Annotated in this window: 21 protein-coding genes; 9 read left to right on the forward strand and 12 right to left on the reverse strand. The window is 58.7% G+C overall.

Going from position 1 to position 22,012, the window contains the following annotated elements; all coding sequences use genetic code 11:
* Positions 1–202 precede the first annotated feature (202 nt).
* Together RXV90_RS24855 and RXV90_RS24860 are read left to right on the forward strand one after the other, a co-directional pair.
* Positions 203–1,219, forward strand: a complete 1,017-nt coding sequence (locus tag RXV90_RS24855; protein ID WP_316652960.1) for a zinc-binding alcohol dehydrogenase family protein — start codon at positions 203–205, stop codon at positions 1,217–1,219.
* A gap of 102 nt (positions 1,220–1,321) precedes the next feature.
* Positions 1,322–2,809, forward strand: a complete 1,488-nt coding sequence (locus RXV90_RS24860) for an FGGY-family carbohydrate kinase (RefSeq protein ID WP_316652962.1) — start codon at positions 1,322–1,324, stop codon at positions 2,807–2,809.
* Positions 2,810–3,319: 510 nt separating this feature from the next.
* Here RXV90_RS24860 and terL read toward each other — a convergent pair.
* The 7 genes from terL to RXV90_RS24895 all read right to left on the reverse strand — a co-directional run bounded on the left by terL (position 3,320) and on the right by RXV90_RS24895 (position 9,750).
* Positions 3,320–4,732 (reverse strand): phage terminase large subunit, encoded by a 1,413-nt coding sequence (terL, locus tag RXV90_RS24865; protein ID WP_316652964.1) that lies wholly within the window; start codon positions 4,730–4,732, stop codon positions 3,320–3,322.
* Complete coding sequence (locus RXV90_RS24870) at positions 4,719–5,132, reverse strand: DUF5681 domain-containing protein (RefSeq protein ID WP_316652966.1); 414 nt, start codon at positions 5,130–5,132, stop codon at positions 4,719–4,721. Before RXV90_RS24870 ends, terL begins: the two co-directional genes overlap by 14 nt.
* Positions 5,132–5,983, reverse strand: coding sequence for a DNA-methyltransferase (locus RXV90_RS24875; RefSeq protein WP_316652999.1), 852 nt, complete (start codon positions 5,981–5,983; stop codon positions 5,132–5,134). Before RXV90_RS24875 ends, RXV90_RS24870 begins: the two co-directional genes overlap by 1 nt.
* A 12-nt stretch (positions 5,984–5,995) precedes the next feature.
* Positions 5,996–6,667, reverse strand: coding sequence for a ParB N-terminal domain-containing protein (locus RXV90_RS24880; RefSeq protein ID WP_316652968.1), 672 nt, complete (start codon positions 6,665–6,667; stop codon positions 5,996–5,998).
* A gap of 739 nt (positions 6,668–7,406) precedes the next feature.
* Complete coding sequence (locus RXV90_RS24885; RefSeq protein WP_316652971.1) at positions 7,407–9,083, reverse strand: recombinase family protein; 1,677 nt, start codon at positions 9,081–9,083, stop codon at positions 7,407–7,409.
* On the reverse strand, positions 9,080–9,517 hold the full coding sequence (locus RXV90_RS24890) for a DUF2924 domain-containing protein (RefSeq protein ID WP_316652973.1): 438 nt from the start codon (positions 9,515–9,517) through the stop codon (positions 9,080–9,082). The genes RXV90_RS24885 and RXV90_RS24890 overlap by 4 nt, the downstream gene beginning before the upstream one ends.
* The gene (locus RXV90_RS24895; protein WP_316652975.1) at positions 9,517–9,750 is read right to left on the reverse strand and encodes a DUF3489 domain-containing protein; all 234 of its coding nucleotides are present in this window, start codon (positions 9,748–9,750) and stop codon (positions 9,517–9,519) included. Before RXV90_RS24895 ends, RXV90_RS24890 begins: the two co-directional genes overlap by 1 nt.
* A gap of 521 nt (positions 9,751–10,271) precedes the next feature.
* Here RXV90_RS24895 and RXV90_RS24900 point away from each other — a divergent pair.
* On the forward strand, positions 10,272–10,970 hold the full coding sequence (locus RXV90_RS24900) for a VPLPA-CTERM sorting domain-containing protein (RefSeq protein ID WP_316652977.1): 699 nt from the start codon (positions 10,272–10,274) through the stop codon (positions 10,968–10,970).
* 57 nt (positions 10,971–11,027) lie between these two features.
* Here RXV90_RS24900 and RXV90_RS24905 read toward each other — a convergent pair whose 3' ends face one another.
* Positions 11,028–11,324, reverse strand: coding sequence for an antibiotic biosynthesis monooxygenase family protein (locus RXV90_RS24905; protein ID WP_316652979.1), 297 nt, complete (start codon positions 11,322–11,324; stop codon positions 11,028–11,030).
* A gap of 376 nt (positions 11,325–11,700) precedes the next feature.
* On the opposite strand from RXV90_RS24905, the gene RXV90_RS24910 reads away from it, so the two are divergent.
* From RXV90_RS24910 to RXV90_RS24925, 4 genes are all read left to right on the forward strand, one after another.
* The gene (locus RXV90_RS24910; RefSeq protein ID WP_316652981.1) at positions 11,701–15,015 is read left to right on the forward strand and encodes an adenylate/guanylate cyclase domain-containing protein; all 3,315 of its coding nucleotides are present in this window, start codon (positions 11,701–11,703) and stop codon (positions 15,013–15,015) included.
* A gap of 204 nt (positions 15,016–15,219) precedes the next feature.
* On the forward strand, positions 15,220–15,852 hold the full coding sequence (locus RXV90_RS24915) for a tyrosine-type recombinase/integrase (protein ID WP_316652982.1): 633 nt from the start codon (positions 15,220–15,222) through the stop codon (positions 15,850–15,852).
* Between the two features lie 2 nt (positions 15,853–15,854).
* Positions 15,855–16,091: a hypothetical protein gene (locus RXV90_RS24920; RefSeq protein WP_316652985.1), complete on the forward strand. Its 237-nt coding sequence runs from the start codon at positions 15,855–15,857 to the stop codon at positions 16,089–16,091.
* Between the two features lie 130 nt (positions 16,092–16,221).
* On the forward strand, positions 16,222–16,488 hold the full coding sequence (locus RXV90_RS24925) for a hypothetical protein (RefSeq protein WP_316652987.1): 267 nt from the start codon (positions 16,222–16,224) through the stop codon (positions 16,486–16,488).
* A gap of 600 nt (positions 16,489–17,088) precedes the next feature.
* Here RXV90_RS24925 and RXV90_RS24930 read toward each other — a convergent pair.
* The 3 genes from RXV90_RS24930 to RXV90_RS25915 all read right to left on the reverse strand — a co-directional run bounded on the left by RXV90_RS24930 (position 17,089) and on the right by RXV90_RS25915 (position 20,193).
* Entirely contained in the window at positions 17,089–18,885 is a 1,797-nt protein-coding gene (locus tag RXV90_RS24930) for an adenylate/guanylate cyclase domain-containing protein (RefSeq protein WP_316652989.1), read from the reverse strand.
* A 369-nt stretch (positions 18,886–19,254) separates the two neighbouring features.
* The gene (locus tag RXV90_RS24935) at positions 19,255–19,971 is read right to left on the reverse strand and encodes a LysR substrate-binding domain-containing protein (RefSeq protein WP_316652991.1); all 717 of its coding nucleotides are present in this window, start codon (positions 19,969–19,971) and stop codon (positions 19,255–19,257) included.
* A gap of 33 nt (positions 19,972–20,004) precedes the next feature.
* Positions 20,005–20,193, reverse strand: coding sequence for a LysR family transcriptional regulator (locus tag RXV90_RS25915; protein WP_410482400.1), 189 nt, complete (start codon positions 20,191–20,193; stop codon positions 20,005–20,007).
* Positions 20,194–20,221: 28 nt separating this feature from the next.
* On the opposite strand from RXV90_RS25915, the gene RXV90_RS24940 reads away from it, so the two are divergent.
* Positions 20,222–20,959, forward strand: coding sequence for a glutathione S-transferase family protein (locus tag RXV90_RS24940; RefSeq protein WP_316652993.1), 738 nt, complete (start codon positions 20,222–20,224; stop codon positions 20,957–20,959).
* A 139-nt stretch (positions 20,960–21,098) separates the two neighbouring features.
* On the opposite strand, the gene RXV90_RS24945 is transcribed toward RXV90_RS24940, so the two are convergent.
* The gene (locus RXV90_RS24945; RefSeq protein WP_316652995.1) at positions 21,099–21,227 is read right to left on the reverse strand and encodes a hypothetical protein; all 129 of its coding nucleotides are present in this window, start codon (positions 21,225–21,227) and stop codon (positions 21,099–21,101) included.
* A 90-nt stretch (positions 21,228–21,317) separates the two neighbouring features.
* Here RXV90_RS24945 and RXV90_RS24950 point away from each other — a divergent pair, with 90 nt between their 5' ends.
* Entirely contained in the window at positions 21,318–21,929 is a 612-nt protein-coding gene (locus RXV90_RS24950) for a hypothetical protein (RefSeq protein ID WP_316652997.1), read from the forward strand.
* The last annotated feature ends 83 nt before the right edge of the window (positions 21,930–22,012 follow it).

Raw genomic sequence — 22,012 nt, forward strand, 5'->3', positions numbered from 1 at the left:
CAGTCCCGCCATTACTCGCAGTTCCTGTCGCTCCAGTTGAAGGCGCGGATGGAAGGGATCGACACCCCCGTCTACAAACTCGCCGAGGTGCATCATACGGGCTGACACCGGCGCGCCGGGGCGCCTGCACGCGCCCTTGCACCGACTTCGGATCGCCCCCAGCGGGGAGGCGGTCCGGCCCGGGCAGAGGAGGAACAGTTGCATGAAAGCCGTGGGCTACACAAAATGCCTGCCGATCGATGATGTAGAGGCGCTGATCGATTTCTCGATCGACCAGCCTTCGCCCCGGGCGCGCGATCTGCTCGTCCGGATCGAGGCGGTGTCGGTCAACCCGGTCGACTACAAGATCCGCCAGAAACAACCGCCACCAGCGGACGCCCCCGGCGTCCTCGGCTGGGACGGCGTGGGCGAGGTGGTGGAAACCGGGGCGAAAGCACGGCTCTTTGCACCGGGCGACAGGGTCTGGTTCGCCGGCGCGATTGACCGGCCGGGCAGCAACGCCGAATTCACCTGCGTCGATGAGCGCCTTGCCGGGCGCGCGCCCGCGGGCCTCGCCGCCGCCGATGCGGCGGCGCTGCCGCTCACCGCGCTTACCGCCCACGAAATGCTCTTCGATCGTCTCGACGTAGCACGCGCGGTGCCCGGCGGGGCCGAGGCAATCCTGATCATCGGCGGCTCCGGCGGCGTCGGCTCTATCGCGATCCAGCTTGCCCGCGCGCTGACGGGGCTTCAGGTGATTGCAACGGCCTCTCGCCCCCAGACCCGCGACTGGGTGCTCGCCATGGGCGCCCACCACGTGGTCGATCACAGCGCGCCGCTGGCCGCCGGGGTCGCCGCCCTCGGCATCGGCGCCCCGTCCTTCGTCTTTTCGACGACGCAGTCCGCCACACATGCCGCCGCGGCAGCGGAGATCCTCGCACCCCAGGGGCGCTACGGGTTGATCGACGATCCCCAGGGCTTCGACCTAAAGGCCTTCAAGGCGAAATCGGCCTCGGTGCATTGGGAGCTCATGTTCACCCGCAGCCGCTTCGCCACCCCGGACATGTCGCGCCAGGGGGAGATCCTGAACGAACTTGCCGCATTGGTGGAGGGCGGGCGCATCCGCTCCACCGCAGCCGAACATTTCGGCGCCATCACCGCCGCAAACCTCCGGCGCGCGCATACTCGGCTCGAAAGTGGGACGGCGATGGGCAAGATCGTTCTCTCGGGGTTCGACTGATGCAGGGGCGCGCAATCCAGACTTTGCCCGCCGCCGCGCGGCCATCACCCGTTGTGCACCACCTTAGCCGGTACCAGGCCCCAACAAATCAGAGGTACATGGATGACCTACTTCCTCACTGCCGACGGCGGCACCGAAAGCCTTCGGGCGCGGGTTTACGATCTTTCCGGCAACTGCATCGCCAGCCATGCCGAACCCTACGAGACGAAGTTCTCCCCCGGCGCGCGGGCCGAACAAAACCCCGAAGACTGGTGGGCCAACTTCGTCACCGCCAGCCGCGCGGCCATCGCGGCGGCAGGGATTGATCCCGCCGCGATCGAAGCCATCGCCTACGCCACCACTTCCTGCACGGTCGTCGCCCTCGACGAAGCAGGCCAGGCTCTGCGCCCCGCGCTCATCTGGATGGATGTCCGCGCCCATGCAGAGACCGACGCGATGCTCACCACGGGCGACCCCGCGCTGATGCTGAACGGTGCAGGCGAAGGCCCCGTCTCGGCGGAATGGATGCTGCCAAAGGCGCTCTGGCTCAAGCGCAACGAGCCCGAGGTGTTCGACCGCGCCTTCCGGATTTGCGAGTATCAGGATTTCCTGACCTACCGGCTCACCGGCCGCTGGGCGGCGAGCCTCGATAACGCGGGGCTCCGCTGGCACTATCGCGCCGATCACGGCGGCTGGCCTGTGACGCTGGCCGAAAGCCTGGGCCTCGGCGCGCTGCTCGACAAATGGCCCCCCGAAGTTCTCGCCCCCGGCGAGGTGATCGGCACGCTCACCGCCGCTGCCGCCGACGCGCTGGGCCTGCCGCAATCGGTCAGGGTCGTCCAAGGCGGCGCCGATGCGCTGATCGGGATGATCGGCCTTGGCGTGGCCCAGCCGGGGCAGCTTGCGCTGATCACCGGCTCCTCCCACCTCCAGTTCGGCGTGACGGAAGCGCCGCTTTCCGCCCCAGGCGTCTGGGGCGCTTATGCCGATATCGTCTACCCAGGCCGCTGGATCGTGGAAGGCGGGCAAACCTCCACCGGCTCGATCATCAACTGGCTCGGGCGGCTCACCGGTGGGCTCGATTTTGACGAACTGAACGCCAAGGCCGCCGCCCTCGAACCCGGCTCCGACGGGCTTCTGGTGCAGGATCACTTCCAGGGCAACCGCACGCCCTATACCGATCCCCTGTCGCGCGGCGCGATCCTCGGGCTCACACTCGCCCATGAGAAACACCACATCTTCCGCGCGATCATGGAAGGGATCGGCTTCGGCACCCGCGCCATCCTCGATGCCTTCGGGCGAGCGGGCTACACGAGCACCGAGATGACAGTGGGCGGTGGGGCCGCGGCCTCCGACCTCTGGATGCAGATCCATGCCGACACCTCGGGCCTGCCGGTTCGCATCCCGGCCTCTGCCGACGCGCCTTCGACGGGCTCGGCCGTGCTCGCCGGTTTCGGCGCGGGACACTTCGCAACCATCGACGAGGGCATCGCGGCCATGGTCCGTCCTGGCCGATCCGTCGAACCGATCCCCGCCAATGTCGCCCGCTACGAAGAGATCTACGCGCGACATCGTGAGATCTACACTGCAGCGAGAGGCATTCTCGGCTGATCCGATGGCGCGCACAACGGCGCGACGGTTGGTGTCAGACGAATGCAATCCTGTCTCTCCTAGGGCAGTGTTACTTTCCCTTATGCTGCGCGGGCGAAAATATAGTCGCATATTCTCAGGCCATACAGGCTCAAGTGCCTCGCCTGCGACCAACTGAATGCCGGTCAATCGCTGAGGTACGTATGGCTCGGGACGTGAGATTGCGTTCTGCGTTGAAATGCTTGGTGATCGAGGCCTGAACAGCGGCGAGGGTTTGCAAACTTCGCATCCGCTGGAAGCGGAGCATCGCCCGCTCCCACCTTCAGAACGGAAAGTGCGAGTTCACACCCCGTTTATATAGCTAGCGTACTGTTTCCTACCCGTCGGCAGCACCGATCTCTCTCAATGCAGCACCGCAGGAGAGATGTTGTTCCGTCACGACAGCCTCAGGCCGACCGCGCTGCGCATTGCTTTCTTACCCACGCTTGCAGGGTCTTCTCAAGAAAGTCGCGCAGGCGTGAGAGAATGAAGCTACCCCTTAAATCTGCTGCAGTGTCGGATCGTGTGATGCCGGATATCCAAGGCCCTTAGGACTTGAGACATGCTGTCGACCTGATCGTCGTACTTCCCCTTCGGAAATGCCGCGACCTCAGCCTTAAAGGCCTCCAGAAAATGCGCGGCCTTTGGCAAACGCACTTGCCCTCCCTCGATCTTTGCTGACTGGGCAATCATTCGTTCCACCTTGCCTTTTTCCGGCGGAAGCCAGAATGCTTCCAAGACACCTATTCTGTTAAGATCTGGCTTGAGCGACAGCCCGGTCACCGCCTTTTCGATAACGATCAGGTTTGGCTTCCATTTTTCTCGAAGCACGAGCGCTGATTGTAGGATTTCAGGATACAAGAGCTGCTTACGGAAGACGTCGAGCAAGTCGACGTGGGGGCCAATTATGCCCCAAGTCGTACAAACCGTGTAGTCATTCGACTCGCCTGGAACAGCTGCGGTGTCCCAGCTCTGAATTACGGCCTCATATTGCGCTCTCTCCAGCGGCTGGTCGATGGCCTTGAACCACTCCAGCTTAATGAGGTTTCCGCCAGGTAGAACAGGACGCTGTTGGTACTCCGCCTCAAAGGCCAGATTGCCAATCTCTGCCCGAATTTTCTCCAGCTCCTCACGTCCGATACGACGCGGATCGAGAGGATCGTTCGGCTGCCTAATAAACACCATGTCATCGCCGAGATCGATGATCTGCTCTTCTATGGCGAGCGCAGGATAACTCAATACCTCCCAGGTGCCGCTTTGCTTCAAACGACCAAGGAGATCGTCTTCATGCAAGCGCTGGCCGACAATAACGATTGCTCCGGTCTTTTGATCATCGAGGCGGGTCGCGATGGTAGTTTGGTATGTCTCGAAAACAGCATCTCGCGCTGCCTCTGAGTACGTATCCTGCGCCTTCATGGGATCGTCGATAACAACGAGATCCCCACCTTTGCCGGTGATTCCCCCCTGCATTGACGTCGCCAACCGAAATCCCTTCTGAAGAGTGTGGAATTCGGTTACTGCGTTTTTCCCTTGATCAAATTGCATGGCCGGGAAGCATGACTTGTAGAGCGGCTCCTGCATCAAGCTGCGGCACTTGTAGCTGAACGACTGCGCCAAATCGTTGCTGTAGCTGACGCACACAACCCGCTTTGTTGGATCCCGACCAATTACCCAGGCAGGATAGACAATGCTTGCAATTGTTGACTTGAGGTGGCGCGGCGCGACCTCGATAATTAGCCGCTGGATCTCGCCGCGTTCAACCCGCTCAAGCGCGTGGCAAAGCCCGCGCAAGTAATACGCATCAGAAAGCTGTTTGCCTGGGTTCAGCGAGCGAAATGAGCGCCCGAGAAATGCTCGAAGCCGGGAATGGATAAGAATCCGGTAGACGTCGTCATTCGGGATCATCGGACGCCTCCGTGCTATGGGCCGCACGGACCTCTTCAAGCCAATCGAGTTCCTCCATTAGAACGTCATAGTCCGCATCGGTGAACGGGTTTGCGACCTGTTCCGAGCTCGATGCCTCGAAGTCTTTTTTTACCTCGAAGAGCAATTTCAGAGACTGAGGGCTCCCCTCGAACGCCTTGTTCACCAGCACGCGAACCGCCGCCTCAAACTTTGTGACGACGATCTTCTTCCCTGCGTCGGTCATCGGGATCTTCTCGCCGAGGATCTTTGAAAGGATGTGGTGGGTGTTCTTGCTGCCCTTCGGGCGGCCATTCGGATTGCCGCTCTGTCCAGGCTTGAACTGGTATTCCTTCGGCGGCTTGCCGTAGCCTCCGCCGTCGTTTTGGTCGTCATCAGACATCAGAAGTCCTCCTCGATAGGGGGTTCGGGTTCAGTTTCCTGTTGAAGAAGCCTGTCGAAGGGTGTGCCGGTCTGCGCATGCACAGCCGCCTTGCCGGTCATCGCCTGCCAGCGGCGGATCGCCAGATCGACGTAGACGGCGGAAACTTCGAGACCGAAGCAGCGGCGCTGCGTGCGTTCGGCGGCGAGAAGCGTCGATCCGCTGCCCAGAAACGGATCGAACACGGTCTCGCCCGCCATAGTGACATCGAGAATGGCTTCCTCGATCAGCTTGACTGGCTTGACCGTCGGATGGACGGTGAAATCGTCTGCATCATCCGCCCTGCCCCCGGTCGCGCCGGCGAATTGCCAGAGGTTGCTCCGGTTACGGCCATGCGCACCAAGCTCGATATTGTTGCGATGGGTCGCACCGGGCTTTCTCGCGATGTAGACATGCTCGTGCTGAGAACGATAGAACGACCCCATTCCGGGATGCTCCTTGGCCCAGACGCAGGTCTGAATGTGTTCCAGCGCGCAGCGCTTGAGGGCGGCCGAGAGTTCGTCGAGGTGGCGCCAGTCCATGAAGATATAGACGAGCCCGCCCACAACTAAGATGGATGCCGCGTTGCCGATCGTAATCGCAAGAAAATCCTCCATCTGCTTCGACGACATCTCACCCGATCCCTCATGGAACTCGGGATGGCGACCGCTTGAGGAGACATGGCCATTGATCGGGACGCCGTAGGGAGGGTCGGTGAAAACCAGTGCGACAAGCTGACCATCGAGGAGGCGTGCAATATCGGCCTCGGAGCGGGCGTTACCACACAGGATGCGATGATCGCCAAGGCACCAGAGATCGCCCGGGCGCGTGATCGCAGGGGCATCTTAATCGGGAGTATCAAAGGAGGTGTCGGTTTCGTCTGCTAGATCTTCCCCTGCCCCGATCTCAAGCACGGCGTCGACCTCCCAGGCCTCGAAGCCTGCAACCGAGATGTCCTGATTGAATTCGAGCTGATGGGCCAGTTCGAGCTTCAGTGCGGGCTCGTCCCATGCGCCCCGCTCCTGGAGCTTGTTGATGGTGATCCGGAGAAGTCGAATGTCGTCATCCGAGAGATGAGACACGTCGATACAGGGGATTGCGTCCAGACCCATGTTTTCGGCAGCGGCGGCGCGCGTGCACCCGTCAACGATCTCGTCACCACGAACCAGAATTGGCTGGGAGAAGCCAAACCGCTCTATGGAGGCCTGGATCCGCCTGACGTGCTTCCTTTTGACCTTCCGCACCCGGTGCGGGCTGCGTTTCAGCTCATCGGTTCTGCGATAGATGATTTCAATAACCGGGACCGGGTCGTTCCGCCTGGAAGGCGGAAACTTGGCAGACTGCGACTCCTTCTTGGTGACCACAACGGCCTCCATTCGTTCATTTTCGTCTCCAAGATTTTGAGATCGCGAGGATGTCGCTGCGCCAGGACAGAAGTTGTGGTAGCCGTCGCTATTGGTCGGTACGCTAAATGCCTGGCCAAGCGCGCCGATATGCGAAATGGTTAGCGCAGCCAAACTCGAAGATCAAGATATAACACATTGACCTTCAATCCGTTTGCCAACCCTGGCGCCCGAACTAAACGTCTGCGCTTGACTAGTCGCCTGGTTCAAGCGTGTGTGCTTTAAAGGGCCTGTTCGGCCGATACGGAGCACACCTATTGCCCGAGCTGAACGGCAGTTTCGCAGGCGAATGCAGACTGCCAGATGGATCACGGGCCGCCGCCAAGAGTTTGCAAGGCAAGACCTGGTTTCGGTAGCGCGGCGTGTCGGGCTCGAATTCGAGGGGTGACCGAGAAATTACCTGTTATTCCCTGTTCCTGTAACGGCGCTTCAAACCCGAACTCTCTGACTTGGCACAGAATTCTCGGAGCCGAAGGCTACTTTTCTACCGAGTTTTTCGAATTTCCCTGTAAATTTCCCTGTTACCAGGGAAAATTAGGTCAGACCGGATAGCTCCAGACTGGCTGCACAGCCAGCACCCTATAAGCCATTGCTATCATGTATTTCTTTATCTTTCTGCCCGTGGTTTCGGGTCTATTCTGAGGTAACAAAACACCCCAGACCGGCCGATTTCCGATATTCTGGCCGTTTCCCCAAAAAGTCTGGAATCGCCATTTCCGCGGTAGCAGTTTGGGCAAATGTGATGGTGGTAGAATCGCCCTTCGTGCAGTCATAGCCCAGTGGCACATTGCAGGAGGCCGAAGCCAGCGACGATCAGCGCCGCAGACGTAAGAATTGATTTTGATGCAGTGGCTTACAATGCGGCGAAGGCGTTGCGCTGCTCAGACCAGATCGGCGAGAAGGCATAACGCTTCAGCCGGTCGGACGTCATACCAACCGGCTGCCGGCCTTCGCGGACGGCTCTGATCACGTCCGGTGCCAGGAACGCCAGTTCGATGAGTTGCTGAACCCGGCGTTTCGAGACGCCTTCCGCCTTGGCGATCTCGGTGAAGGTCTTTCCCGACCGGACCAGATCGAAGTAGCGATGCGCACGGGCGATATTGCGTAGCAAAGTTGTATCGATCTCTGGCTGCGCGTCGCCGATAATGAGCCTGGTTTCGACGCCACGCTTGCGGTGACGGAACTGGGCCGCGAAGGAAAGCAGGTCTTCGTTGATGCGTGCGGCGTCCACTTCGAGGTGCTGCGCAAGATGCTCGGCTGAGAGCGCAATGCCAATCTCGCCGGGTTTGATTTCGATGCGTTCTACCAGTTTGAAGCAGGGACGTTTCGCATCTTTGTCTGCCGCAGTCTCAACCGCAGTCAGTCGGGACAATCGGATTGCGATCCTGGCGGTTTCATCTGTCGTTGCATCCACAAGGATGCTTGCATGCACTTCGGGCGTTTTGAGATGACCCCGGATCAGATCCGCCACCTTGTCTTCCAACTCGGGTGCCGGCAACCGCCACCCCGATGGATCGCGTGGCGCCGTTCCGCGCACCAGCCGATGCGATACATAGTATCTGAGCTTGCGGCCTTTGGCGGTTTTCGAGTGACTTGGCGTCAGGCGATCGCCGGTCTGGTCGACGATCTTGCCAGCCAGCGGCGAGGCAGAGACTTTGGCGCCCTTGCGGTTCCGCTTGGTGAAGGTTCGATCCTTGGCGGCATCCCCCTGAAGCTGATCCTGAATGCTGTCCCAGACCTTCGGAGCAATCAGCGGCGGGTGTTGGCCCGGATAAACTTTTGCATGGTGCCGGATGCGACTGGCATAAACCGGGTTGGTCAGGATGTAGTGGATGTGACCGTAGCTGAAGGGCGCGCCGCCTTTCACCCTGCCTGAGATAAGCTCTCTGATGGGCGTCTTCAGGCCGAGGGCATCAACCGCTTCTTTGACGACGCGTGCGTTCCGGTGGTTTAGATAGAGATCATAGATCGTGCGGATCACCTCGGCATCGGTTTCGGCGATCTTCAGAGACCGGCCATCAGCAGCGTAGCCCAATGGCACCGTCGCACCCATCCAGAGCCCCTTTTTCTTCGAGGCTGCGATCTTGTCGCGGATGCGCTCCGCGGTGACCTCACGCTCGAACTGGGCGAAGGACAGCAGCATGTTCAGTGTCAGCCGCCCCATGCTTGTGGCCGTGTTGAACGATTGCGTGACCGAGATAAACGACGTGCCCGCCGCATCCAGCCGTTCGACCATCTTGGCGAAGTCCGCCAGCGAGCGCGTGAGGCGGTCGATCTTGTAAACAAGGATCTGATCCACGGCACCGCGATCGATGTCAGCGAGCAGGCGCTGCAAACCCGGGCGCTCCATGCTGCCGCCCGAGAGTCCACCATCGTCGTACCTGTCCGGCAGCAGCACCCAGCCTTCCGCCTTCTGACTGGCGATATAGGCGGCACAGGCCTCGTACTGGGCATCGAGAGAGTTGAACTCTTGCTCCAATCCATCCTCTGAGCTCTTGCGGGTGTAGATGGCACAGCGGATCTTCTTCATGCGTCCGTCCCTGCCCTGCCGTTGAGGCCAAAGAACCGCGGTCCAGACCAGCTGGTGCCAGTGATCTGGAGCGCGATGGCCGACAGGGATTTGTAGTGGTCGCCGTTCATTAGGAAGCCATCGTCCCGCACCTCCACCTGGTACCGCCGCCCGTTCCATTCCCGAACGAGTTGCGTGCCGGTTTTGATAACGGGCGCCGGAGCTCTGACCTGCATGCCACCGGCAACGGATTTCAGGGCGCGCTTCACCTCTGTCGTCAGACCGCCAAAAGCCCGACATTGGGCATGCCAGATCAGCGCCTTGCGCATGAAGATCATCGACAGGAAGTGCGGCGGGGCGTCGCCAAACGCCTCCGCCCAGGCCACGCGCAGAGCTGCCCGATCCATCTGGCCGAGTTCTGCCCAGCGCGCAGCTATGTCCGTATTGTCCGCCATCAGGCGGCATCCGACGGTTGGGCCGTGATGCGGTAGCTCAGGGCGTTCCCCTGCCCCGGTTTCTCGGCGGAGATCTCGAATCCCGCCTTGCGCAGGCCTGTCAGTGCCGCTCGCGTTGTGTGCGACTGCCAGCCAAGCTTATCGCTGATCGTGGCAACGTCGACGCCGGATTTCCGGGTCAGCATCTGAATGAGTTGTTCTCTCTTCGTCTTGCGTTTCGATGACTGTGTCATCTGGCCTTCTCCATATTGTTCAGACAGGTCGGATTTGATCCTGCTACTGAGCAGAGCCCGAAGCCCGGGCGGAGAAGGCGGCACACAGCGCCAAGTGCGTCGCGACACAGACAGTACCGCTCTCTTCGCGCACCAAGTCCAGTGGAACAATGGCCGTTAAACGTGGAAAAGCAGTCATCCGACAAAAAGACTCGGATGACCGGGAAGAGCCCATACCGGAAGTGCCCTGGCCCTGACACTCGCGGACGCAGCAACGAAATCGACTGAAGCCTCAGTTGCGGCGCAGAATAAATAGCGGTCCTTCGTCGTCGGCGCAGCGAACATCGAGAAGCCGATGTCCGGATCGCGGACGAAGCTGCCGCCCAAACCACAACTCTCACTCGCCAACACCCAACCCTACAGGCATCCGGCCTTGCCACGGGAAAGGGTCCAGAAAGTGACATTTCAGAAGATTTGTGATACCGTGTTGAATGGCGGTAGTGTGTGCAGCCGTACTCATATGGTTCTGGGGGGGAAATCCAATGGGTTATATCAACAAAGGAAGCGTCTCATTGGCGCTCGGGCTAGCGCTTTTCGCGAGCAGCGTAAGCGCAGCGACTTTCTTTGGACCAACACCTTACACCTCAGAGGCCGACATTCCAGACGGTCTATACGATGGTGGGGCTACATTCATTGAAACGTTTGAAGATCTTTCGCTAGACGGTGGAATTACCGCCAGTGCTGGTGCGCCCTATAGTGCCAGCAATACTGACAGCGTCGATGCTGACGATGGATCTATAGATGGCAGTGGTCTCGCGGGCTCATCGTTCTTTTCAGGGTCCGGCGCAACAGGTATCACATTCACCTTCGACACTGCGGTCACAGCTGCCGGTTTGGTCTGGACTGACGGTTTCGGAACCATAACTTTCAGCGCCTTTGATGCAACGAGCACGCTAATTTTCACAGACACTTTCACTGGCATCCCCGATGGAACGTTTGGCGGGACAACGGGAGACGATCGCTTCTTTGGAATATCTGACCTGGGCGGTATCGGTTCCCTATTTATCTCAAACTCTTCAGGCGGGATCGAAATCGATCACATCCAATACGGCGTAGCTGCAAACGGATCTGACCCTGGTCCTGCGCCCATCCCTGTACCAGCTGCTTTCTCATTATTGTTAACTGGGTTAGGCGCTTTCGCTGTAGCAGCACGCGGCCGGAGGAGATGCAGGTCTCATTGAGGTCTTTGTTACATCTTCGGCCATGAAGTTGGCGAGGAATCTGCCGCCGAGGCAGCTTCAGGATTCCACGAGATCATAGTGTTTGATCGAGCGAGACTCGACAAGCTCGGCCTCCGCCGGATCAATGTGAGGGCTTTGGTAGTCTTCCCCAACGAATGCCTTCAGGGACTCAAGGCTGTCCCAGACCATCACAAAGCTGAACTCACCGGGGGTGTCTGGTCGCGGGGCGCCCGGCAGCACCTGAATGATCCCCTTCGTCCCTTTCATCAATGGGATAGCTGTCTCGTGAAAGAACCTCCCGAATTCCTCTTCCTTGCCGGGCCTGGTGACTACCTGAAATACACGCATGATCATACGTCCGTCCTCCGAAAAGTACGGTTTCCAGATGTATGAATACCACGCTCAAAGCGACTCTAGCATGGATCGGTGCTGATGTCCGGAACGGGCTCTTCCCGGTCATCTGAGCATTTGAGTCAGGTGACTACTTTGCAGCGCTAACCGGACACTTGCGGTCGCCGAGCCGCCGGTTCGATCACGAAGGACCGCTTCTGGCGGCAGCAAACATTCCCCAGAGCAGGCTCGATGTCCGAGAAGCGGATACGGCACCGATTGGAAACGGAAGTTGGCGGCGCGGGCGCGACCATGCGGCTGACTATCGCAAATAACCATTTCCATGGACCGCCCATCGACATCCCGCTTAACATCGGATGCAGTCTTAACGGGGTATGGTATGAAAATCGATGTAGGCTCCTGGCTCGAAAGCCTCGGTCTGGGGGAATACGCGGCGGCATTTGCGGACAACCAGGTAGACGGCGAAGTTCTGGCTGATCTCACAGCTGAAGATCTGAAAGAAATCGGCGTTACGGCTGTAGGTCACCGGCGAAAACTGCTCACCGCGATTGCGGCCCTCGGAAAAGACTCGAAAGCAACGGAATTGGTTGCCAGCCCCGCGTGCGATGAGGCCCCAAAGCAGTTCGAAGGCGAACGCCGACAGGTCACCGTCTTGTTCTCCGATCTTTGTGGGTTCACCAAGCTGTCCTCGACAATCGACCCTGAAGTGCTGCACGCCCTATTGGCCGAATACTTCGAGGTAGCAGATGGCATCATCGGCGACTTCGGCGGCACCGTCGATAAGCATGTTGGCGATAGCGTCATGGCCGTTTTTGGTGCGCCCGTGTCTCATGGCAACGACGCCGAACGCGCAGTGCGCGCAGCGGTCGCAATACAGGAAGCAATGCCTGGAATCTCCGACCGCGTCGGCCGGGTGATCGAAGCACATATCGGCGTCGCAAGCGGTGATGTTGTGGCAAGCGGCGTTGGGCCGGACGCTCACTATACCGTAATTGGCGACTCCGTAAACCTTGCGGCTCGGCTTACCGACAAGGCTAAGGCTGGCGAGGTTTTCGTCTCAGATCAGTTACGACACGCCGTGACCGGCCCGCTGAAGGCAAAAGACATCGGGTCGATTACGGTCAAGGGTCTATCCGCCCCCGTGCGCGTCTATTCAGTCGGGCGACGCGATGCCAATGCCGATGCCGATGAGGCCGCTGAACGTTCTTTCGTGGGACGCACTGCCGAGCTTCGTCAATTCAGCATTGCACTCGAGGTATGCAAGGACAGCTCGCAAGGTCAAATAGTGCAGATCAGGGGCGACGCGGGGATCGGCAAAACTCGCACAACGAACGAGTTCTGCATTCTTGCAGCCGAGCGGGGCTTTGCGTGCCACCGGTCCCTGATCCTCGACTTCGGCGTCGGTAAGGGGCAGGACCCGATCAGGACACTGGTGCGCGGCCTCCTCGAACTGCCGGAAGATGCTGATGTTGACGACAAGCGCGCGGCAGCGCGTCGGGTGATCGCGGAAGGAGCTGTCGAAGCAGAGAACGAAGTGCACCTCAACGATCTTCTGGACCTTCCGCAGTCTGCCAAGAACCGGGCGCTTTATGACGCCATGGACAACCTGACTCGCAACGTCGGCAAGACCGAGGCGCTTTTGGCGCTGGTCCGCGCTATGAGCGCTCGGTGGCCCTTGGTTGTCGTTTTCGAGGACCTTCACTGGGCCGACAGGCTCCTGCTCCGCCAAATTGCTGAGCTTGGGCGCAGCGTGGCGGATCTACCGGTTATTGTCCTCATGACATCGCGAATCGAGGGCGACCCGATCGACCCCGATTGGCGCGGGCGCGTCGCAGGAACTTCGCTTATGACGCTGGACCTTGGCCCCTTGAGTGCCGACGACGCGATGGGGATGGTTAAGCAGTTCGTTGGCGCTGCCGATACATTTGCCAGAACATGCATCGATCGCGCCGCAGGAAATCCCTTGTTCCTCGAGCAACTCCTTCGGAGCTCAGAGGAAGCAGGCGATGTCAAAGTGCCCGGAACGGTTCAAAGCATCGTTCAAGCGCGGCTTGACAGATTGCCGCAAGCCGACAAGTCCGCGCTTCAGGCAGCGTCCGTTCTAGGTCAGCGCTTTTCGCTCGACGCGCTTCAGCACCTGATTGCCGATGGCGAATACGATTGTCAGAGACTGGTCAAGCACCAACTGGTCAGGGAACAAGAAACTGACTATCTGTTTGTCCATGCACTTGTCAGAGACGGCGTCTATGGCTCGCTTCTTCGAACGCGGCGGAACAAGCTCCATCTCGCTGCTGCCGATTGGTTTGCAGAAAGCGATCTGCCGCTTCGGGCTGAGCACTTGGAACGCGCAGAGCATCCCGACGCCGCCGATGCTTACCGGGCCGCCGCGCAAGACCAGGCGGGCGCGCTCCGTTTGGAACACGCACGGAGGTTGGCCGAGCGGGGGGTGGCACTCGCGGCTGAGCGAGAGACTTCTTTCGCTCTCAATGTCCTCCTGGGAAAGATCCTTCGCGAGCTCGGCGAGCCCGAGCGTTCAATCGAAGCCTATGAAGAAGCCTTCGCGAAGCAGGGTAGCGAAATAGAGCGCTGCCTAGCGATCCTTGGGATTGCCGAAGGCAAGCGGATCATTGAGCAGATCGACGAAGCACTTGGGCTTCTCAACGAAGCGCAGCCGATTGCCGAAGCCCACGGAATGACGGACGCCCTGATGCGACTGCACCATCTACGCGGCAATCTCTTGTTCCCCAAGGGCGATATCGCCGGCTGCGAGAGCGGTCATCGCAAGAGTATCGAATACGCGAATGAAATAGGCTCAGCTCGTGGTGAGGCGCGCGGATTGGGTGGCCTCGGCGACGCGGCTTACGTCGCCGGGCGGATGCAAAGCTCGCATGATCGGCTGGCGCGCTGTATCGAGATTAGTCGCCAGATCGGTGATGGCTGGACAGAGGTCGCCAACGCGGCGCAGCTCTGTCACACAAAAATCTATCGGCTTGAACTCCAAGAGGCGATGTCGATGGGAGAACACACAATCGCGGCGGCCCGACGAGTCGGGCACAGACGGGCTGAACTCAACGCGGGTTCTGCGTGCCTCTTCGCCGCCGCGGAACTCGGCGACTGGCAGGCAGCCGAAAAGCATGGGGAGCGAGTTCTTGAGCTGGGAGAAGCGCTTGGATCCGTGCGCTTCAGCCAAGAGGCCATGGCGTTTCAGGGTGTTCGGCTGAATGGCCAGGGCCGGAAGGAAGAGGCACTGGCCTCGGTAAAAGCAGCAATCGCAGGGGCAAGGGAGCTGGGACTTGCTTTCGGTGGTCCCAGAATGCTCGGCCATTTGGCAAGGATTACGGAAGATCCTGTCGAGGCCGACCGGGCGATAGCCGAAGCGAATGCCGTTATCGAAGGCGGATGCGTAGGTCACAACCATTTTTTCTTCTATCGCGACGCGCTCGAGGTCATGATCGACCGAGGTGATTGGGACGAAGTGATCAGATACGCCGACGCGCTTGCCGGCTTTCCACCGGGAGAGGTGCAGCCTTGGTCAGACTACTACTCATCGCGCGCACGAGCCCTCACGAATTGGGGTTTGGGTGCAAGCGGCGAAGAAGTGCTCTCGGCGCTGAAACATCTTCGCGACGAAGCGTCGCGGATCGGTTTGATCGTCGCTTTGCCTGCGCTCGAAAACGCGTTGCGTGCGGCCTAATCTGGCAATGCCCAGGATTTCCTGAAATTTTGCGAAACATTCACGAAGATTAATGGCGGCTTCGGGCTCGGAGCCGCCTTGCGGCGTTGCCGCATTGCCGGCTGTGACCGCGATTCGAAACCAGACATTCGGGCAAAGGGCTAGAATCGTTCGGTCGGCACGAAGTTGACGCTTGGTGCGGGAGGGTTGGATTGAGGAAAGCTCATGTCCAAGATCCAACTACCCACAGTCACGTCGAAGCGCGGTCCATGGAACAAGGGTCGGCTAGTCGGACAGAAACGTCCGCTGCTCCCGAAGCAGGTCTGGGCCATTCGTGCCCGGCTTGAGCTCGCTGGCAACCTCCGGGATCTGGCGCTGTTCAACTTGGCCATCGATAGCAAGCTGCGCGGTTGTGACCTTGTTCGCTTGAAGGTTGCGGATCTCGTTATTGGCGAACGTGTCCGAGAGCGTGTCACCGTCATCCAGAGCAAGACCGGTCGGCCCGTTCAGTTCGAAGTGTCTGAAAACACGCGCGATTCGATCCAGCACTGGATCTTCTGCCCCGAGATGTGCGGATGCGTCCATCTCTTCCCAAGCCGGCTTCATCGCCGGCCGCACATGTCGACGCGCCAGTATGCCCGGCTTGTCCGTGATTGGGTGTCAGCAATAGGTCTCGACCCGAGCGGCTACGGCACACATTCCCTTAGGCGCACGAAGGCAGCCCAGATCTATCGGAAGACAGGAAACCTGCGCGCCGTACAGCTGCTGCTTGGACATTCGAAGGTCGATAGCACCGTTCGATACCTCGGTGTTGAACTGGAAGACGCGCTGAGCATCGCTGAAAAGATCGATATCTGAGAATGGGCGAACGGTTTAACCAGCCGTTCGCTTTCCAAGACCGGTCATACCTCGAAGGCGTCGCGACCGACAGCACAGAGCCCTTAGTAGCCATTCGCCCGGCACCTAAGAAACTCTTTGTCCAACAAAATCGGCTAGAGCTCGCCCGAAAAAAGAAGTGCAAAACCGCTCAAAACCGACCTTACAACCAAGAAGACTGGCAACATCGCGGCCATATGAAGCACACGAACCAAGGGTGATCGGGGTAGTAACCATATTATTCCAAACATGGGAGCAAAGATAATCGTCTGTTCGATTATACTCGTCAAGCGGCGAGCGGCCCTAATGCAGCCCCAATCAATCGATAACCCGCCCTGAAATTCATCATTGGTGATACATACCAAACGCTCGCCAATTTCGACCGTTAAACTTGTTAAATTAAAAATCTCCATGAGAATGGCAAAAATTGGCGCCCACAAAAACGGAAAGCTGATTGCGACAATCCAAGTTCGACCGACTGACTTCAATGTGAAACCGCGACTTCCAAACCAAAACAAGACTGGCGTGATTGACGCACAAGAAAAAAATACAAGCTCCGACAGTGTCTTTACTCCCGTAAGTAGCTCTCTTGCAGATGCCAATTCTCCTGTTAACTAAGCTTACCCAAAATCTCAGGTAAATGAGAAATCTCTTTCTTGTCTGTAGATTACTCAACACTCCTATTATTCTTAAAGTCTACTTCGTCCGCTTGTGAGACGTTGATCCCGCTCGCAGCGAACGGCCGGTTTGGGTTTTAGCTAGCTTGACGGTGATGAACGGCCGCTTTGCGGAATATTCGCCGCCGTGCCGCGACCAGCTCAGCGATGCGGCCGCCACGCGGTGGCTAATTCCTCTGCATCAGCATCAGGCGGCTCCGTCCGCACATCGGTCATTGACGGATTTTCGCCGAATGTCCGGTATCCGGGTAAACGGCCATAGGCAGTCGCCGACCCGCTGCTCCGGATGCGAAGGTCCGCTTTCGGCAGAAGCGCCCCTTCGCAGAACGAGGCTCTATGACCGGAATGCGGACGAACCGGACCGATGCACATGCGGCATGGGTGATCCTCCGGAACGCTTTCCAACAGGGGGCTCATTGCTGCAGCGCAGCTCGGTTTCCCGAAAGCGGTCGTTCGCTACGCGGCGGCTAGATGACCGAGAAGCGGGACCAAGCGAACATGTGCCGAGCCATTAGACTTGACCTGAAGCTAGAGCAGAAAACTAATCTCCGCCCTGGAGCCCCGCACGCTCGAGACCTTCGATCAGCTTCTCGATTAATTCCGGCTGCATACCCCTCGCACGGAAGGGTTGCTCGGGGTCTTCTGCATAGTCTGGCTTTAGTTCCAGAACCTTTTGAAGTGTTTGTTCGGCCTTCTCCCCATCGCCATTCATCGCGTAGGCAGCGGTTAGGGCGGCCTGCACCATGTAATTGCCCGGTAGGTTGACGGATTGAGCATATTCTATGGAAGACGCGTAATCGCCCTGCAGGTAGGCGTCGAGCTGCCAGATGAAATCCCACCAGCTCTGATGCTTGGGATTAAGGGCTTTCGCCCTTGTCACCCAGTCCTTACCAGTTTCCCACTGTCCAGCATAGGCCATCCAAGTGCCGAGATCAGCGAGAACGAAAGAATCGTTGGGATTAAGCTCTATCGCTTTCCGGGCATAATTCGCGAATACTGAAGCAGGATCACCCACCATCTGGCTGCGAATTGCGAGGGCGTAGTAGGCATCAGGATTGGCGGCATCGAGATCTATGGCCCGTTGCGCCGCCTCCAGGCTGTCTTCAGCCCAAGTATCCGAGCGATCGATGGCGTACTTCTCCGACTCAATGAATGAGAAGGCGAGACGTGACCAGGCGAGCGAATAACCGGGGTCGGTCTGCACTGCTCCGATCAGACAGTCCCGCGCCCGTCGATGCCGATCGGGATCGAAATTCTCGTAGAACCAGTACGATAGGAGTACGCATTCGTAGGCGCTCAGGTTCTCGGGGGACTTCGCCTCGATCGCCTGGGCGAGCTTTGCATCGAAGATCGGCGCATCAGCAGAGCCGATCTCCGCCACAACCTTCCGCGCGATCTCTATCTGCAGATCAATGACGCTATGGGCGGACAGATCTCGGGTGAACGGACCGGGGGCGTTCAGTTGCTTACAGTCGCGCGCATCCGTGAAGATCGTTGTGACGCGAAGGTCTTCTCCGCCCCGCCGCACCGTCCCCGAAAGGATAAAATCCGCACCGAGTTCGTTCCGGATCTTCGGACAATCTGCGTCGGCGAACTGGCGTGTCGAATTCGGCGAGAGGACGAAGAGATTGGAGAACTTCGAAAGATAGGCGTTGATGTCCCGGCTCAGCCCGTCCGCGAAGAAAGCCTCCTCGTCTGTCGTTCCGGACTCGTCAAATGGGAGTACGGCAATTCTCGGACCAGTAGGCATGCCATCATCCGACGAACCGTTAAGGAAAAGGATCCCGGACAGGCCGGCAATCAGAAGGGCGGCAGCGAACGCAGACGGCCAATAGCGCATCAGCCTTTGACGTCGATAGATCCGCATAGCTTCGGGCGGCCAACAAAAAAGCTCGAGCGGACGCGCGATGTTCTTCACGCTCTGCTTGCCGATGGACGTAAAATCCTCGTCGGTTTTCCCGACGATTTGATCCGCCACAACTCCGGTGATCAGCACGCCACCAACCGGGGCAAGTGGCTCCAGCCGCGCCGCGATGTTCACCCCGTCGCCAAGGAATGTGCCGCCCTGCTGGGCGACATCCCCGAAATGCACGCCGATCCGAAGCTGGAACGTCTCCTCCTGCACCTTTGCCAGACGCCGTTGGATATCCAGAGCGGCCTTCGTGGCCTCCAGAGCAGAAGAGAACTCGGCCAAAACGCTGTCACCCGCAGTGGAGAAGACAGTACCACGATGCGTCTCTAAGACTTCATCGATGATTGCCCGTGTCCGCGCGAGAGCTGCAAGAGCCTTGGTCTCGTTCTCCTCAATTCTCGAGCTGTAGCCGACAGCATCGGCCACAAGAAACCCAGCAAGTTTTCGCAAAACCGTCTCTCCCCTGTCTCAACGGTAACACAGTCATGCTGGGTCGGGGCAAGTCTCTAGCCAATTGCAGTGCACGCCGCGACATTAGAAGATCCTGGCGCCGATCAACACTAAGGCCTCGAATCTAGCGCTCGCTGCTTGGGAGCTCGCAATTGCCGGGAGAGCGTCGGCCTTGGGCTCTTCTGAGACATCTGAGTGAAACGATCAGATGACCGCTATTCTGTGCGAAAGGGTCATGTGCGGCCGTCGAAACGCGGTTTCGGACCCGAACGGCTGCTTTCGCCGTATGCAGACCCTCACCAGTTCGCGATTGATGTCCGAGTAGCGGGACATAGCGGTCATCGATCAGGTCATCCGCAAGAAGTCCGACACATCCCGCTTGTAGGTCTCTGCCTTTTCCAAAACCCACTCGATGAAGTCAGTCCCGAGATTTGTCGGAGGCCTATCGGCGACCCAAATTAGCCGGTACGAAAACTCTGTCTTGCAGTGCAGCGCCGGAACAAATGGCGCGACGAGCGTCCCAGCGCGGATGGCATTGTAAGCCTCGACGACACCAGAAATGACCAGCCCCTGGCTGTCGATCGCCGACTTCAGGCCGGAACTGAAGCTTGAGTACCTGACGCCGGATCGGAGACCGGCTGGGTCGAAGCCGAATGCAGCGCCCCAGCCGTCGAACCCAACCCAGCCAGGGTCGCTTGTGCGGTTCTCGACATGGATCAGCGGAATACCGTCGAGCGACCGCAGGTCTTGGTGAATCGCGTGACGCTTTAGGAAGTCCGGGGAGCAGACTGGAAGGACCGCACCCTCGAACATATGCACTTCCTGTAAGGGCGGAGACGTCGCCCGCCCAAATCGGATTGCGAAGTCAAAGCCTTCTGCCAGTAGATCGACATCACGGTTCGATGCATCCAGCCGCAGATCGATGTCCTCGTGACGACGATAAAACTCCCAAATCAAAGGTGCGAGCCAATGCTCGGCGAAAGAGGCAGGTAAGGTCACTGAAAGCCTGTCCGCGCTATGAGCAAGTCTGAGTTGTTCCAGCACAGACGACAACGACGACATTCCGCTATGTAGAAGCGCCTCTACCCTCACCGCCTAATCGGACGGAATAACGCCGGTTCTCGTCCTTTGTAGGAGCGGCCGCCCGAGATACTCTTCTAGCGACCTGACCCGCTGCCCAACAGCTGCGGGAGTTACCCCGAGTTCTTCGGCAGCGCCTGTGAAGCTCTTGTGACGCAAAGATGCCTCAAGGGCACGAAGAGCGTTTAGATGGGTCAGGCGCATCCGGCAAAACTAAAAGAAAGCTTTACTAATGATCAAGAAAATCTGCCGTGCATTCAGCCGGAGAACATTAAATCATTGGGAAAACTCGCCATGGCTGTTCGCTTTCGCCTGCCGAACTAAAGATTATGGAGGAACAGGTATGTATACATTACACTGGGAATACATGGCCGGCTCAATTGTCGTCCAGGCGATCCTGGAAGAGATGGATGCTCCCTACAGGCTACAGCATGTCGACATGGCGGCGGGTGAACACAAGATGCCCGAATACAGGCGACTGAACCCGGCTGCCCGAGTGCCGGCATTGACGCTTCCAGACGGCGGAACAATTGGGGAATCGGCCGCCATAGTCGTGGTCCTTGGCGAGAGATCCCCAGAGACGGACCTTGTCCCTCGGCTCGGCACCGCGGATCGATCCGTCTTCTTCTTCTGGCTGAACGTAATGGCAACATCAGGATACATGACGGTCGCCCGAAAGGGGCATCCCGAGCGGTATGCTGTTGACGAAGAAGCCATAGCCCAAGTTGAGCAAAAGGCGGCCGAGGACCTCGCAGATTTCTTCGACGTGATGGAAGATGTGATCTCGGGAGACGGCACTTTTCTCGAATCGGGCCATACTGCGCTTGATCTCTATCTGACGATGCTAACGGAATGGTCTGACAACAAGGATGATCTGTTCAGGACCCGACCATCCCTGGCTCGGCTGACAGGTGAAGTGTCACTTAGGCCGGGGTATCAGGCCGCCATGCGAACTCACCGCCTAAACTAGGCTGATCTTCGAGACGCTTTGACTGCGGCAAGCCAAGCCCACGATTGCGTGGAGCAGACACATCCGGGTCACCGCGTTATACTCTTTATCTATGGAAAAGACGGAAACGGACAGCTTACTTCGCTTGCTGCGAGCGGAGCTAACGGCCGTCCATCAGCAGTTCATACACATGCTTGCCCTTCGGCAATGGCAACGCGGCGAACTCCTTGAGCGGATCACGGCCATTGATGCCGTCGACTTCAAGAATGCTATGCTCATCATTGATCACCTCGTTTCGCACCGAGCGCAGTTATCTCTTCCGGCTCACTAGGTTTGGCCGGGGCATGATGTTGCTTCGATACTGAGCTCAGAGCTCCGAATGGAGCGGAACCTGGCCTCGCTGATCGACGAGCTTGATGTGGCCGATGGGGAGACAAAGCCCTTCATTGACCGGGCCGCGGAGCCGCGTGAGGAGTATCGGAACTGGTTGGGGGCGGAGATTCAAAAGCATGAGCCGGTTGCCTACGATGACAAGACCTCGAAGGCCGTGGCTGCGCTTCTTGCCGAACTGATCGCATTGGTTGAGCAGTCAATGATGCGCGCATTCATGCTTTGGCATTCGGGGCGAAAAATCGAAGCCGATAACGCCTGGAGGCTAAGCGGTGCGTCAATGCTTTACGGAACGGCCATTGTTAAACGAGCCACGCACGACGGTTGGATGCCCGTTCCGTCAACTAGTCCTGAGGTTCAAATGGCCTACGCTCCCGAGGAAGCCTTCGAAGCGGACTTGGCTATGGCGCGGCGATGCGAAGAAATGGGACAGGAGGCCGCCGAAAAGAGCGGCAACGATGCCATGGGCCGCACCTGCCTCCGGATATCTGAGGACTGTGGCCTAATATTGAACATGGAGACCGATGGAGAGTTTCCTGCAGTTTTGGGCAGAAGTCCCGTTTTTGAGAGCTTCTCGGCAACTTTGGAAAGACAATTGTGACCGGCTTCTAGAGCCTCGTCCATTTAATCTGCAACATATCCGGCAGCCTTGAAGAGGTTTCGGCACTCGTTTGGTGGAAAGAG

It is taken from the genome of Ovoidimarina sediminis, assembly GCF_032586175.1.
GTDB classification, from domain to species: Bacteria; Pseudomonadota; Alphaproteobacteria; order Rhodobacterales; family Rhodobacteraceae; genus Ovoidimarina; species Ovoidimarina sediminis.

What these genes read in the sequence shown, in the direction of transcription:
- RXV90_RS24855 (WP_316652960.1), top strand. Translation starts at nt 203, where the DNA reads ATGAAAGCCGTGGGCTACACAAAATGCCTGCCGATCGATGATGTAGAG.
- RXV90_RS24860 (WP_316652962.1), top strand. Translation starts at nt 1,322, where the DNA reads ATGACCTACTTCCTCACTGCCGACGGCGGCACCGAAAGCCTTCGGGCG.
- terL (WP_316652964.1), bottom strand. Translation starts at nt 4,732, where the DNA reads ATGATCCCGAATGACGACGTCTACCGGATTCTTATCCATTCCCGGCTT.
- RXV90_RS24870 (WP_316652966.1), bottom strand. Translation starts at nt 5,132, where the DNA reads ATGTCTGATGACGACCAAAACGACGGCGGAGGCTACGGCAAGCCGCCG.
- RXV90_RS24885 (WP_316652971.1), bottom strand. Translation starts at nt 9,083, where the DNA reads ATGAAGAAGATCCGCTGTGCCATCTACACCCGCAAGAGCTCAGAGGAT.
- RXV90_RS24890 (WP_316652973.1), bottom strand. Translation starts at nt 9,517, where the DNA reads ATGGCGGACAATACGGACATAGCTGCGCGCTGGGCAGAACTCGGCCAG.
- RXV90_RS24895 (WP_316652975.1), bottom strand. Translation starts at nt 9,750, where the DNA reads ATGACACAGTCATCGAAACGCAAGACGAAGAGAGAACAACTCATTCAG.
- RXV90_RS24900 (WP_316652977.1), top strand. Translation starts at nt 10,272, where the DNA reads ATGGGTTATATCAACAAAGGAAGCGTCTCATTGGCGCTCGGGCTAGCG.
- RXV90_RS24905 (WP_316652979.1), bottom strand. Translation starts at nt 11,324, where the DNA reads ATGATCATGCGTGTATTTCAGGTAGTCACCAGGCCCGGCAAGGAAGAG.
- RXV90_RS24910 (WP_316652981.1), top strand. Translation starts at nt 11,701, where the DNA reads ATGAAAATCGATGTAGGCTCCTGGCTCGAAAGCCTCGGTCTGGGGGAA.
- RXV90_RS24915 (WP_316652982.1), top strand. Translation starts at nt 15,220, where the DNA reads ATGTCCAAGATCCAACTACCCACAGTCACGTCGAAGCGCGGTCCATGG.
- RXV90_RS24920 (WP_316652985.1), top strand. Translation starts at nt 15,855, where the DNA reads ATGGGCGAACGGTTTAACCAGCCGTTCGCTTTCCAAGACCGGTCATAC.
- RXV90_RS24935 (WP_316652991.1), bottom strand. Translation starts at nt 19,971, where the DNA reads ATGTCGTCGTTGTCGTCTGTGCTGGAACAACTCAGACTTGCTCATAGC.
- RXV90_RS25915 (WP_410482400.1), bottom strand. Translation starts at nt 20,193, where the DNA reads ATGCGCCTGACCCATCTAAACGCTCTTCGTGCCCTTGAGGCATCTTTG.
- RXV90_RS24940 (WP_316652993.1), top strand. Translation starts at nt 20,222, where the DNA reads ATGATCAAGAAAATCTGCCGTGCATTCAGCCGGAGAACATTAAATCAT.
- RXV90_RS24950 (WP_316652997.1), top strand. Translation starts at nt 21,318, where the DNA reads ATGGAGCGGAACCTGGCCTCGCTGATCGACGAGCTTGATGTGGCCGAT.